Here is a 12,508-nt window from a genome sequence, read left to right as displayed (position 1 = left end):
CGTTTGGAAACGTGCCCCATACCTTCGTTTCACCGGCGCAAGCCGGTGCCCAGTCTTTCTGGCTCCCGGCGTTCGCCGGGAAAACGCCAGCAGTTCCGCCCGCTCGTCATGCCCGCGCAGGCGGGCATCCAGAAATCCTAGCGCGAAGGCAGTAATTATGCGGCTCTGGGTTCCCGCCTGCGCGGGAACGACGAAATATGTGCCTCTGCACCCCTCCCCTTCGCCGTGCCTCCACAATGCGCTAGATAGCGGGCAGTTAAAAACACCTGCCCGGAGGAACACAGATGAAAGCGCTTGTGAAGGCTGAGCCGCGTGAAGGCCTCTGGATGCAGGATGTGGCCAAGCCCGAGATCGGTCCGGACGATGTGCTGATCCGCGTCCACATGACGGCGATCTGCGGCACCGATATCCATATCTACAACTATGATGACTGGGCGCAGAAGAACGTGCCCGTACCCATGGTGGTCGGCCACGAGTTCGGCGGCGTCATCGAGGCGGTGGGAAGCGATGTGACGCGGGTAAAGCCTGGCATGCGCGTCTCCGGCGAGGGCCATGTGGTGGGCGAGAAGAGCCGCGCGGTGCGCGCCGGGCGCTTCCACCTCGACCCTGAAACGCGCGGCATTGGCGTGAACATGCCGGGCGCGTTTGCGGAATATCTGCGCATCCCCGCCTTCAACGTGGTGCCGCTGCCCGATAATGTGCCGATGGAGATCGCCGCCTTCCTCGATCCGCTGGGCAATGCCGTGCACACCGCGACGGCGTTTGATCTGGTGGGCGAGGACGTGCTGATCACCGGCGCTGGCCCGATCGGCATCATGGCCGCGGCCGTGGCGCGTCATTGCGGCGCGCGCCATATCGTCATCACCGACATCAATCCGGACCGGCTGGAGCTAGCCACCCGCGTGGCGCCGAGCGTGCGCCCGGTCAACACGATGAAAGAGGAACTCCGCGATGTGATGGCGGAGCTGAAAATGACCGAAGGCTTTGATGTCGGCCTCGAGATGAGCGGGGCGGAACCCGCCTTCAAACAGATGGTCGATCACATGGTGATGGGCGGCAATATCGCCATGCTGGGCCTGCCCGCAAAGCCGTTCAGCCTCGACATGGGCTCGCTCATCATGCGCGCGATCACCTTCAAGGGCATTTACGGACGCGAGATGTTCGAGACCTGGCACAAGATGCTGGCCATGCTGCAATCGGGCCTCGATGTCTCCAAGCTGATCACGCACCGCCTGCCGGCGAAAGAGTTCCAGACCGGCTTTGACGCGATGCGCTCTGGCAAGTCCGGCAAGGTCATCCTCGACTGGCGGGACGCGGCCTGATGGCCGATCATCCCACCATCCCGCTCGATTTCACCGAACTGCCCGAAAGCGAGATGCGCGCGCGGGCGCTCAGCTTTTGTGAGGCGATGAAGACGCGGCGCACGGTGCGGGATTTTTCAGATCGGGACGTGCCGCGCGAGCTCATTGAACAGGCCATCCTGACCGCTGGCGCTGCCCCCAGCGGCGCCAATCACCAGCCCTGGTTCTTCAGTGTGATAGGGCGCGGCCCCTTGCGTAAGCCTTTGCGTGAGGCGGCAGAGGCCGAAGAGCGCGCCTTCTACGAGGGCAAGGCGGGCGCGGAATGGCTCGACGCGCTGGCCCCGCTCGGCACGGACGCCGACAAGCCGTTTCTGGAAACCGCGCCCTGGCTGATCGCGGTATTCGCGCAGCGCCGGGGCGGGCCAAAGCCGGGCGAAACCCGCAAGAATTACTATGTCTCTGAAAGCGTCGGCATTGCCTGCGGGCTATTGCTGGCGAGCCTGCACAAGTCAGGTCTTGCGACGCTGACCCACACGCCCAACCCGATGGGGTTCTTAAGCGAGCTGTGCGGACGCCCGGAGAACGAAAAGCCGGTCATGCTGATCGTCACCGGCTATCCGGCGGACGGTGCACGCGTGCCGCTCTACGCGCTCGACAAGAAGCCGCTGGATCAGATTTGCGGGTTTATCGGGTAGGTGCCCAGAAATGCGTTTCACCGGCGCAAGCCGGTGCCCAGCTTTTTTCTGGACCCCGACTTTCGTCGGGGAAACGCGCTGAAATCGTCGTGAACGCTAACGCCGCACCAGCGGGACGGCGAGTTCCTCCTTGGCATTCAGGCCCGGATGGGGGAAAGCCGTTGGCTCGCCATCCGGCCATTGCCAGCGCGTATCCGGGAAAAGGGCGCGCATGGCAGGCAATCCGCAGCCATAGGGCGGCCCGCCCATCTCCTCCTTCTGCATGAAGAGCGCGAGCAGCACCCCGCCGGGGCGAATCTGCGTATGCGCGCCCGCCTCATAAGCCTCACGCAGTTTCGGCGGTATGGCGCAGAGGAAAGTCTGCTCCCAGTAGAGGTCGAACGGCGTGTCAGGCCGGTAGGCGAGGGCGTCTCCCGCTTCCAGATGCGCCGTAAGCCCCGCTTCATCAAAGCGGGTTCGCTGCCAGTCAATCGCAGTGGGGGAGAGGTCTATGGCGGTGACGTTCAGGCCAGCCCTTGTCAGCGCCAGCGGTTCCTCGCCGCGTCCGCAGCCCGGTACATATATGGATTTGCCGGCCTCAAGCAGGCCCAGCGCCTGCCAGTGGGCGAAGGCCGGGTGCAGGCCCTTGCGCTCCCACGGCGCATCATCGGCGCGAAAGCGCGCATCCCAGTCCATGGGAGCAGCGGGAGCGCCGCCAGCATCAGGCATTGTCATATCCGGTTTCCCGTCGCGATCTCTTTCGCTAGAGATAGCGCCATTGCGGGTGTGGCGGAACTGGTAGACGCGCTGGATTTAGGTTCCAGTGGAGCAATCCGTGGAGGTTCGAGTCCTCTCACCCGCACCATTTTGGTTTCCGCAGCCCATCCGGGCTGCGATGTTCCGCGAAAAGTCGCGGGCGCGCGTTCGCGCTTTCCAGGCCGCTTTGCGGCCTGCAAGGCCAAAGGCCGCCCGAGCTCGTGCGAGGGGCGACGCACGGATGCGCGGAGCATTACTGGAAATCTCTGCGCAGTCGCGCTCTTCGGCGGCCTTTGGCCGCCGCACGCCCGAACGGGAACCATAGTTGCCTCCTCCACTTCGTCATTCCGGCCGCAGCGAAGCGGAGAGCCGGAACCCAGACAGTAAAATGGCAGGTCCATAACCCCCATGTGGAAATTCGCATGCAGGGACCGTTGCGCGCACTTGCGGCGCGTGACATAACCCGCGCTCGTTTCGGTATGGGGCTATTGCGCGCTGTTGCGCGCATTGTCCGCGCCGTACTATCCCCGGCATGGCCCCTATCGGCCCCGTCAAGACAAGGCCTGAATACGCATGAACGTCCTGGAAAAATCCGCCGAAGGTCTCTCGCGCACGTTTGAAGTGGTTGTGCCTGCGTCCGACCTGCAATCGCGCCTCTCTGCCAAGATCGAGGAAATCCGCCCGCAGGTCCGTCTCAAGGGCTTCCGCCCCGGCAAGGTGCCCGCTGCCCACATCCGCAAGATGTTCGGCGCCTCGATCATGAGCGACATCCTTCAGGAAATCGTGCCTGAGGCCACCCAGTCCACGCTGGATGAGCGCAAGCTGCGCCCGGCCAGCCAGCCGAATGTCGAAGTGAAATCCGATGCCGAGGACGTTCTGAAGAACGGCAAGGACTTCACCTTCGAGATCAGCGTCGAGGTGATGCCGGAATTCGAGACCACCGACCCGAAGAAACTCAAGCTGGAGCGCCCGGTCGCCAAGGTCGAGGACGCGCAGGTCAATGAGGCGCTGGAGCGTCTGGCCAAGGACAGCCGTTCTTATGAAGACAAACCCAAAACCGCCAAGGCGGCCAAGGGCGATGTCGTCGTGGTCGATTTTGTCGGCAAGATCGATGGCGAAGTGTTCCCCGGTGGTTCGGCCACCGATTCGCGCGTTGCCCTGGGCGATGGCGCATTCATTCCGGGCTTTGAAGACCAGCTCGTCGGCGTGAAGGCCGGTGATGATGTGGAAATCAAGGTCACCTTCCCGAAGGACTATGGTGCAGAGCACCTGGCCGGCAAGGACGCCGTGTTCGAGACCAAGGTGAAGTCCGTTCAGGCACCGCAGGACAGCAAGATTGATGACAGCCTGGCCGAGCGCCTTGGCCTGTCCGATCTTGAAGCGTTGAAAGATGCGCTGACCAAGCGCTTCGAGCAGGAGCACAGTGAAGCCTCGCGCATGAAAATGAAGCGTCAGCTTCTCGACCAGCTGGACGAAGCCCACGGCGATATCGATCTGCCGGGCCGCATGGTCGAAGCCGAGTTCGAGAATATCTGGCGCGAAGTTCTCGCTGCCAAGGAAGCTGGCGAGCTGGAAGACGAGGACAAGAACAAGTCCGACGACGAGCTTAAAGCTGACTATCACGCCATTGCCGAGCGCCGCGTGCGTCTGGGTCTGGTACTGGCCGAGATCGGCCGCAACGCCAATGTGGACGTGACGCAGGAAGAGCTGGCCCGCGCGGTCAACCAGGAAGCGATGAAATATCCCGGCCAGGAACGCCAGGTCGTGGAGTATTTCCAGAATAATCCAGGTGCCGTTCAGGCTCTGCGCGCGCCGATCTATGAAGAAAAGGTCGTCGATTACGTGATCGAGCTGGCAGACGTGAAAGAGGTCAGCGTCGACCGCGACACGCTGTTTGCCGAAGAGGAAGAGGCGCCCGCGAAGAAGCCAGCCAAAAAGGCTCCGGCCAAGAAAGCGGCTGCCAAGAAGGCGGATGCCAAGCCGGCTGCGGAGAAGAAGGCCCCCGCCAAGAAGGCTCCGGCGAAGAAGGAAGCCAAAACCGCTGACGCGCCCAAGGCCGCTGAAGCGAAGAAGGCGCCTGCCAAAAAAGCGCCTGCCAAGAAGGCCGCTGCCAAGAAGGGCTAGTGCGCACCTGCGCGCTGCCTCTTACTGCCTTTGACAGCCTGATGAACACCGGGTCCGCTTGCGGGTCCGGTGTTCGCTTGCCAAATTGAGCAAAGCCTACCAGCTTGCACCTCAAGGCGTTGCCCGTCCGGGTGTCCGCGCCAGTACCAATGCACATTCCGAACGGAGCCGGTGATGAGAGATCCCCAGGACGTGATGATGAACCTCGTTCCCATGGTCGTGGAACAGACCAGCCGGGGCGAACGTGCGTTCGATATCTACTCGCGCCTGCTCAAGGAGCGCATCATCTTCGTGACCGGCCCGATCGAGGACCATATGGCGAGCCTTATGGTGGCCCAGCTGCTGTTTCTTGAGTCGGAGAACCCGAAAAAAGAGATCGCCATGTATATCAACTCGCCGGGCGGCGTGGTGACGGCCGGTCTCGCGATCTACGACACGATGCAATACATCTCCTCGCCGGTGGCGACGGCCTGTATCGGCATGGCGGCATCCATGGGATCGCTGCTGCTGGCTGGAGGTGAAAAGGGCATGCGCTTTGCCACGCCCAATGCGCGGATAATGATGCACCAGCCCTATGGCGGCTTTCGCGGCACGACGGCCGATATCGAACGTCATGGCGAGGATCTGGTGAAGATGAAGCGGCGCATGTACGACATTTATGTGCGCCATACCGGCCAGGATCTGGCGACGGTGGAGAAAACGCTGGACCGCGATTCCTATATGAGCGCGAACGAAGCAGCCGATTTTGGCATCATCGACACGGTCTATGAGCGCCGGGCTGAATCCAAAGCCTGACAAAATTTCGCCGCCGTTCACCTGTTGTTTTGAAACCGCAGTTTACGCTGCGGGCAGCACCTCGCGCTTGATTGACGTGCGCGCTGGTGATCGAATGGCGTTTGAAGGGAAACCTTTCGTCAAGCTCCGGCCCTGATCTTGCAGGGTAGATTGCCGGACTGATTCCGGCGGCAGACCGGTGCAGATGACGGATCAGGTCCCTAAGTTAAGACAAACGGGCGCTGCCGATTGGAGCGAGCATGACCAAGGCGACCACAGGCGACGGGAAGAGCACCCTTTATTGCTCCTTCTGCGGCAAGAGCCAGCATGAGGTGCGCAAGCTCATCGCCGGGCCAACCGTGTTCATCTGCGATGAATGCGTTGAGCTGTGCATGGATATCATCCGCGAGGAGAACAAGACCTCGCTGGTGAAGTCCCGCGAGGGCGTGCCCAGCCCGCAGGAAATCTACCAGGTGCTACAGGACTATGTGATCGGCCAGTCGCACGCCAAGCGCGTGCTGTCGGTGGCCGTCCACAATCACTACAAGCGCCTGAACCACGCGGCCCAGAACGCCGATGTGGAGCTGTCCAAGTCCAACATATTGCTGATCGGCCCCACGGGCTGCGGCAAGACGCTGCTGGCGCAGACGCTGGCGCGCATCCTGGATGTGCCGTTCACCATGGCCGACGCCACCACACTCACCGAAGCCGGCTATGTCGGCGAGGACGTGGAAAATATCGTCCTGAAGCTGCTGCAGGCGGCGGACTATAATGTCGAGCGCGCCCAGCGCGGCATCGTCTATATCGATGAGATCGACAAGATCAGCCGCAAGTCTGACAACCCCTCGATCACGCGCGACGTGTCGGGTGAGGGCGTGCAGCAGGCGCTCCTGAAGATCATGGAAGGCACGGTCGCGTCTGTGCCGCCGCAGGGCGGGCGCAAGCATCCCCAGCAGGAGTTCCTGCAGGTGGATACGACCAATATCCTCTTCATCGTGGGCGGTGCGTTCGCCGGCCTTGAGAAGATCATCTCGCTGCGCGGCAAGGGTTCTGCGGTCGGCTTTGGCGCCGATGTGCGTGACCCTGATGCGCGCCGTCAGGGCGATGTCCTGCGCGAGGTGGAGCCGGACGATCTGCAGCGCTTCGGCCTGATCCCGGAATTTGTCGGCCGTCTGCCCGTCATCGCGACGCTGGAAGACCTCGACGAAGCTGCACTCATGCAGATCCTCACCGAGCCGAAGAACGCGCTGGTCAAGCAGTATCAGCGCCTGTTCGAGATGGAAGGCGTGGGCCTGTCCTTCACCGAGGATGCGCTGATCGCCATCGCCCAGAAGGCCATTCTGCGCAAGACCGGCGCGCGCGGCCTGCGCTCGATCATGGAGGGCATACTGCTCGACACCATGTTCGACCTGCCCAGCCTTGAGGGCGTGGAAGAGGTCGTGGTCAACGCCGAAGTGGTCAATGGCGATGCCAAGCCGCTCTACATCTACTCCAAGGCACGCGCCAAGCTGGAAGAGGCTCCGCGTCAGGGCGCATAAGCCTCTCTGATACTTGCTAGAATATTGAACGCCCCGGCTTCCCGCCGGGGCGTTTTTCGTATCAACTCGGCTGAAAGTACAAGACGGGGAGTCTTTTGGTGAGCGGGATCAAGACTGGCATCTGGGCGATTACAGGCCTGACGGCACTTGTAGCGGGCGCCTGTGTCTCGGCGGTAGTCGAGGAAGATGTGCAGGTGACCGCTGTTCGCGCGCCGCTCGAGGAATGCTCGGCTGTTACGCGAAGTAACGCGCCCATAGGGTTTTACGCCATGGACCGGCGTTACTCGCCGTCTGAAACCATGTCGAGCGTTGCGGTCGTGGCGGGAGCCAGCTTCCCCTTCCGTATCGGAGAGTATTATGGACCCAGCGGGGTGTATCGTATTCCGGGTCAATGCATTGAATGGCAGATAGAGCCGCCAGGCCATGCGTCGCTTTCCGAGGAGGATCAGCGCCTCACAATAGCCGATGATCTCCCTGTGGGCTCAGCCGTTCAGCTCACGGCAGTGATAGCCCAGGAGGGCGAGCGCACGCGGACCGGTACGCTGCGGATATCCATTGTCGACGAGGCGTCTCGCCAGCTGATCGGGACCTGGACCTTCGAGGACGTGCGTGGCTGTAGCCGGATGAGCGTTGATCCGCCGCGCGAGGTGCGCTTTGACGCGGAGAATTTTGCGCGTGTCGCATGGACGGTGTTCGAGCGGTACTGGGACTATTGGGGGCACTATAGCTGGGACCCGGAAACCGGCGCGTTCGGTCTTGAGCCTACGGGCGGAAACCTCCTCCCGCAGGATGTAAGCACGCACGGCCAGCTTGTGGTCGAGGAAGAACGCCGGCTTGCCATATCCGGTTTTCATTTCGGCACCCGCGAGCCTGACAGGCGGTCCACTCTCGTTTCGGCGGAGGAGGCAGGCTGCACTCTAGTCTTCCGACGGCAGAGGTGAGGAACACGATGGCAGCATTCAGACTTGTTTCTGCAGGACTGGCGCTTCTGCTCGCATCCTGCGCCACCACCGGTTCGGACGTGTCAGCACAGGAGGCAGTCGCGGGCGCGGCGGCTATTGATTGCGCCAGCTATAATAGAAGCGACGCCCCTCTGGTCTTCCACGCCATGGACCCCAACGTGCCAGCGGTATGGCCGACCTCGCGGATCGTGGTGCCTGCCGGGATCACTATTCCCATCAGTGTGGGCCATTTTGACCCGCGCCGTGGCATCGAGCCTGTGCCCCTGCAGTGCATGGACTTCGAGATATCGCCGTCAGACGCTGCGCGGATATCGCAGGACGGCCTCTCCATCGAAATCGGCGCCGATGCCCGGCCCGGTTCAGATATCCAGTTGACCGGAACCTTGCGCGGCAGCCGCGAGGGCTCAGGGTCTGTAACCTTGCGGATCGTTATCATTGATGACATGGCCCGCCAGCTGATTGGCACCTGGTCTTTCGATGCGGTGCGTGGCTGCGACGGAGCCGAGATTGATCCGCCGGTGGAGATACGCTTCGAAGTCGACAATGGCCTGTCGGTGACGTGGACGCCGTTCGGGCGCTATTGGGATTATTGGGGCCGCTACGCGTGGTTGCCAGAGAGCGGCGTCTTCAGCTTTGAGCCGACTGGCGGAAACCAGATTCCACCAGACATCGCCATAAACGGCGAGCTGGTGCTGGAAGGCGAGCGCAATCTGTCCCTGTCGGGTGTGCATTTCGGGACGCGCGAGCGCGGCGCACCCCCGTCCAGCGTTTCGGCGGCGGACGCTGGTTGCACGCTGGTCTTCAGACGGCAGGGGGAAGTGCCGCAGTGATGTCTGCCAAACTGATCCCGGCATGCCTTGCTGCCCTGCTGATGTCGTGTGCCACGACCGATCCGGGTGTCTATTCCGGCGGTGCGCGCGGGCTGTTCGATCCGCATTCGGGCAATAATCTTCAAGACCTGCCGGACTGCAGCGAGATTTACGATGGCGGTGCCTATCTGGTTGCCAGTCCTGTGGCTGGCCGGCCGGGCAGCCAGATCGAGCTGCGCCACAATCTCGGGATGGGCCACACCGTCTACAACATCCCGCTGCGGTGCGTGGATCAGTGGCGCATTGATCCGCCGGAAGCCGCGACGCTCTCGGCCAATCGCCGTTTTCTGGATATCAGCCCGGACGCTGCACCGGGCGATGTGACGCTGACGGCAACCGCGCGCGGATATTCCACCAGCATTACCATCCCGGTCATCGATTCCGGTGTGCCCAATCTCTATGGCAGCTGGATACCGGCCCAGCGCTATTCCTGCGCGCAGGAGGAGATGCCGAGCGTGATCAGCATACGCCCCGATGGCCGTGTGCTGATGGGGTTTCCGGGCATGATGGGCCAGTATCAGGACGATTACAGATACAGCTATGATCCTGAAACGGGCGCCTTCACGCTTGGCCAGCAGACCGGTCAGGTCCGGGTGGTGGAAGACGGCCATATCATCTTTACCGGCATCGCCTTTCCGGGCGGACAGCCACCCCCGCCACTGCCGCCGGGTTATCCGCCACGGCCTGACCAGGACAGCTGTGAGTTCGAGTTCCGGCGGACGGGCGAACTTTACTAGGGCTGTGCCGGGCCGGCGTGGCAGCGCTGCGTCTTGAACCTGCGGCCTTCACCTTCCACTTGTTGTGCAAGACGAAGCGCGCGAGGCTAGGTGCGTAGCGCGCCGTTAAACCCTTTTGACGGACCCTCATGATGACGGGTTTCGGCCTTGAGGCGGGCAATCTGACCGGTTTCGGCCCACGGAGACAGACAGATGACTGAGACCAAGACACTGCCGCTGCTGCCCCTGCGCGACATCGTGGTGTTTCCCCACATGATCGTCCCGCTGTTTGTGGGGCGCGAGAAGTCCGTGCGCGCGCTGGAAGAAGTGATGCGCGGCGGCAAGCAGATATTTCTGGCCACCCAGAAAAGCGCTGGCGATGATGATCCCAAGCCGGAAGCAATCTATGGGTCCGGCGTACTGGCTTCCGTCCTGCAGCTTCTGAAGCTGCCCGATGGCACCGTGAAGGTGCTGGTTGAGGGCTCGCAGCGCGTTACCATCAAGGCGTTTACCGACAACCAGGCCTATTTCGAGGCTGAAGCCGAGCTGATCGACGAGGACACCGGCGCGCAGTCGGAAGTCGAGGCGCTGATGCGTGCCGCTGCCGACAAGTTCGATGAATATGCCAAGCTGAACAAGAAGGTGCCGCCTGAAGCCCTCTCGGTCGTCAGCGAAATCTCTGACGCAGCCAAGATGGCCGATACCATTTCGGCCCATCTGGCGGTCAAGCTGACCGAAAAGCAGGGCCTGTTGTCCAACCCGAATGTCGTGGCCCGTCTGGAGACGGTTCTGGGCCTGATGGAGGGCGAGATTTCTGTCCTGCAGGTGGAGAAGAAAATCCGCTCCCGCGTCAAGCGGCAGATGGAAAAAACCCAGCGGGAATATTACCTTAACGAGCAGATGAAAGCGATCCAGCGCGAGCTGGGCGAGGGCGATGATGGCCGCGAGGAGCTGGCCGAGCTCGAAGAGCGCATCGCCAAGACCAAGCTCTCCAAGGAAGCGCGCACCAAGGCCGATGCTGAGTTCAAGAAGCTGCGCCAGATGAGCCCGATGTCGGCGGAATCAACCGTCGTACGCAATTATCTCGACTGGCTGCTCTCCATTCCGTGGAACAAGCGCAAGCGCTCGAAGATCGACCTGACCAAGGCTCAGACCACGCTCGATAACGACCATTACGGTCTTGAGAAGGTCAAGGAGCGCATTGTCGAGCATCTGGCCGTGCAATCACGCACGAAGAAAATCCGCGGACCGATATTGTGCCTTGTCGGCCCTCCGGGTGTCGGCAAGACCTCGCTTGGCCGCTCGATAGCGGAAGCCACGGGGCGTGACTTCGTGCGCGTGTCGCTGGGCGGCGTGCGTGATGAGGCGGAGATCCGTGGCCACCGGCGCACCTATATCGGCTCCATGCCCGGCCGGGTCATCCAGTCGATGAAAAAGGCCAAGCATTCCAATCCGCTCTTCCTGCTGGACGAGATCGACAAGCTGGGCGCGGATTATCGCGGCGATCCGGCCTCGGCTCTGCTGGAGGTGCTGGACCCGGAACAGAACGCGACGTTCAACGACCACTATCTGGAGGTCGATTACGATCTCTCCGACGTGATGTTCATCACCACGGCGAACACGCTGAACATGCCTCAGCCGCTTCTGGACCGGATGGAGATCATCCGTATCGCGGGCTACACCGAGGATGAAAAGCTGGAGATTGCCCGGCGTCACCTCATCCCGCGCCAGCTGAAGAACCACGCGCTGAAAGACGGCGAATGGTCGGTGACCGATGACGCGCTGCGCGATGTCATCCGCTATTACACCCGCGAATCCGGCGTACGTAATCTGGAGCGTGAAATGGCGCGCCTTGCCCGCAAGAGCGTGGTGAAGCTGGAGAAGGGCGAGACCGACAAGGTGGTGATTACGCCCGAAAGCCTGGAAGGCTTCCTGGGCGCGAGGAAATACCGCTTTGGCGAAACTGAGGAGGCAGACCGCGTCGGTCTTGTCACCGGGCTTGCCTGGACGGAAGTCGGCGGTGATCTGCTCACCATCGAGGCTGTCACCATGCCGGGCCGTGGCCAGATGAAGGTCACCGGCAATTTGCGCGATGTGATGAAGGAATCCATCTCGGCGGCGAACTCCTTCGTGCAGTCGCGTGCGCCGTCAGTGGGCATCAAGCCGACCATTTTCCGCCGCACCGACATTCACGTTCACGTGCCCGAAGGCGCAACGCCCAAGGATGGCCCGTCAGCCGGTATCGCCATGGTCACGGCTATCGTCTCTGCTCTGACCGGCAATCCGGTGCGTAAGGATGTCGCCATGACGGGCGAGGTCACTCTGCGTGGCCGGGTGCTGCCAATCGGCGGGCTGAAAGAGAAGCTGCTCGCGGCGCTGCGCGGCGGGGTGAAGACCGTTCTCATTCCTCAGGAGAACGAGAAGGACCTCACCGAAGTGCCCGATAATGTGAAGCAGGGCCTGACCATCATTCCGGTGGAAACGGTCGATCAGGTGCTCTCCATCGCGCTGGCCGAGCCTGTCGAGCCAGTGGAATGGACCGAAGCCGACGAGGCGGCTCTGGCCGCCCTGCCGTCCTCAGGAGACAGCGGAGAGGCAAGGGCGCATTAGGGTTTTCACCGTTAGAAAATGGAAAAGCCCCGGCCATTCGCCGGGGCTTTTTTTTCGGTCTTGTCAGGGCGTCCGGTTTCTCCCCCCGTTTACGGGGGGAGTGGCCCGAAGGGCCGAGGGGGGATTGCACAAAAGCGGGGGGCCCCCCCCCGAGGCAGGCACCAACCCCCCCACCCACGGCGAG

10 protein-coding genes and 1 tRNA gene are annotated in these 12,508 nt (G+C 62.1%); 10 read left to right on the top strand and 1 reads right to left on the bottom strand.

From position 1 onward, the window contains the following. The first annotated feature begins 284 nt into the window (after positions 1-284). Positions 285-1,322: an L-threonine 3-dehydrogenase gene (gene tdh, locus ACQ5ID_RS12800; RefSeq protein ID WP_429912825.1), complete on the top strand. Its 1,038-nt coding sequence runs from the start codon at positions 285-287 to the stop codon at positions 1,320-1,322. Next, entirely contained in the window at positions 1,322-1,996 is a 675-nt protein-coding gene (locus tag ACQ5ID_RS12795; protein ID WP_429912824.1) for a nitroreductase family protein, read from the top strand. The genes tdh and ACQ5ID_RS12795 overlap by 1 nt, the downstream gene beginning before the upstream one ends. 96 nt (positions 1,997-2,092) lie before the next feature. On the opposite strand, the gene ACQ5ID_RS12790 is transcribed toward ACQ5ID_RS12795, so the two are convergent. After that, positions 2,093-2,710 (bottom strand): methyltransferase domain-containing protein, encoded by a 618-nt coding sequence (locus ACQ5ID_RS12790; protein ID WP_429912823.1) that lies wholly within the window; start codon positions 2,708-2,710, stop codon positions 2,093-2,095. A 45-nt stretch (positions 2,711-2,755) separates the two neighbouring features. Here ACQ5ID_RS12790 and ACQ5ID_RS12785 point away from each other — a divergent pair. The 8 genes from ACQ5ID_RS12785 to lon all read left to right on the top strand — a co-directional run bounded on the left by ACQ5ID_RS12785 (position 2,756) and on the right by lon (position 12,324). Continuing rightward, positions 2,756-2,840 (top strand) — tRNA-Leu (locus ACQ5ID_RS12785). A 464-nt stretch (positions 2,841-3,304) separates the two neighbouring features. Next, on the top strand, positions 3,305-4,855 hold the full coding sequence (gene tig, locus ACQ5ID_RS12780) for a trigger factor (protein WP_429912822.1): 1,551 nt from the start codon (positions 3,305-3,307) through the stop codon (positions 4,853-4,855). A gap of 174 nt (positions 4,856-5,029) precedes the next feature. Continuing rightward, the gene (locus tag ACQ5ID_RS12775; RefSeq protein ID WP_371394282.1) at positions 5,030-5,650 is read left to right on the top strand and encodes an ATP-dependent Clp protease proteolytic subunit; all 621 of its coding nucleotides are present in this window, start codon (positions 5,030-5,032) and stop codon (positions 5,648-5,650) included. Positions 5,651-5,889: 239 nt separating this feature from the next. Then, the gene (clpX, locus tag ACQ5ID_RS12770; RefSeq protein ID WP_429912821.1) at positions 5,890-7,167 is read left to right on the top strand and encodes an ATP-dependent Clp protease ATP-binding subunit ClpX; all 1,278 of its coding nucleotides are present in this window, start codon (positions 5,890-5,892) and stop codon (positions 7,165-7,167) included. 98 nt (positions 7,168-7,265) lie between these two features. Beyond that, complete coding sequence (locus tag ACQ5ID_RS12765; RefSeq protein WP_429912820.1) at positions 7,266-8,108, top strand: hypothetical protein; 843 nt, start codon at positions 7,266-7,268, stop codon at positions 8,106-8,108. An 8-nt stretch (positions 8,109-8,116) separates the two neighbouring features. Continuing rightward, positions 8,117-8,959 carry a hypothetical protein gene (locus tag ACQ5ID_RS12760; RefSeq protein ID WP_429912819.1) on the top strand — a complete coding sequence of 281 codons (843 nt, stop codon included), beginning with the start codon at positions 8,117-8,119 and terminating at the stop codon, positions 8,957-8,959. Beyond that, entirely contained in the window at positions 8,959-9,735 is a 777-nt protein-coding gene (locus ACQ5ID_RS12755) for a hypothetical protein (protein WP_429912818.1), read from the top strand. The genes ACQ5ID_RS12760 and ACQ5ID_RS12755 overlap by 1 nt, the downstream gene beginning before the upstream one ends. Before the next feature lie 192 nt (positions 9,736-9,927). Beyond that, positions 9,928-12,324: an endopeptidase La gene (gene lon / locus ACQ5ID_RS12750; protein WP_429912817.1), complete on the top strand. Its 2,397-nt coding sequence runs from the start codon at positions 9,928-9,930 to the stop codon at positions 12,322-12,324. The last annotated feature ends 184 nt before the right edge of the window (positions 12,325-12,508 follow it).

It is taken from the genome of Glycocaulis sp. (assembly GCF_050485565.1).
Lineage (GTDB): Bacteria > Pseudomonadota > Alphaproteobacteria > Caulobacterales > Maricaulaceae > Glycocaulis.
Note: the sequence above shows the minus strand (reverse complement) of the source record. Positions and strands in the feature narration are given on the sequence as shown.

What these genes read in the sequence shown, in the direction of transcription:
- tdh (WP_429912825.1), top strand. Translation starts at nt 285, where the DNA reads ATGAAAGCGCTTGTGAAGGCTGAGCCGCGTGAAGGCCTCTGGATGCAG.
- ACQ5ID_RS12795 (WP_429912824.1), top strand. Translation starts at nt 1,322, where the DNA reads ATGGCCGATCATCCCACCATCCCGCTCGATTTCACCGAACTGCCCGAA.
- ACQ5ID_RS12790 (WP_429912823.1), bottom strand. Translation starts at nt 2,710, where the DNA reads ATGACAATGCCTGATGCTGGCGGCGCTCCCGCTGCTCCCATGGACTGG.
- tig (WP_429912822.1), top strand. Translation starts at nt 3,305, where the DNA reads ATGAACGTCCTGGAAAAATCCGCCGAAGGTCTCTCGCGCACGTTTGAA.
- ACQ5ID_RS12775 (WP_371394282.1), top strand. Translation starts at nt 5,030, where the DNA reads ATGAGAGATCCCCAGGACGTGATGATGAACCTCGTTCCCATGGTCGTG.
- clpX (WP_429912821.1), top strand. Translation starts at nt 5,890, where the DNA reads ATGACCAAGGCGACCACAGGCGACGGGAAGAGCACCCTTTATTGCTCC.
- ACQ5ID_RS12760 (WP_429912819.1), top strand. Translation starts at nt 8,117, where the DNA reads ATGGCAGCATTCAGACTTGTTTCTGCAGGACTGGCGCTTCTGCTCGCA.
- ACQ5ID_RS12755 (WP_429912818.1), top strand. Translation starts at nt 8,959, where the DNA reads ATGTCTGCCAAACTGATCCCGGCATGCCTTGCTGCCCTGCTGATGTCG.
- lon (WP_429912817.1), top strand. Translation starts at nt 9,928, where the DNA reads ATGACTGAGACCAAGACACTGCCGCTGCTGCCCCTGCGCGACATCGTG.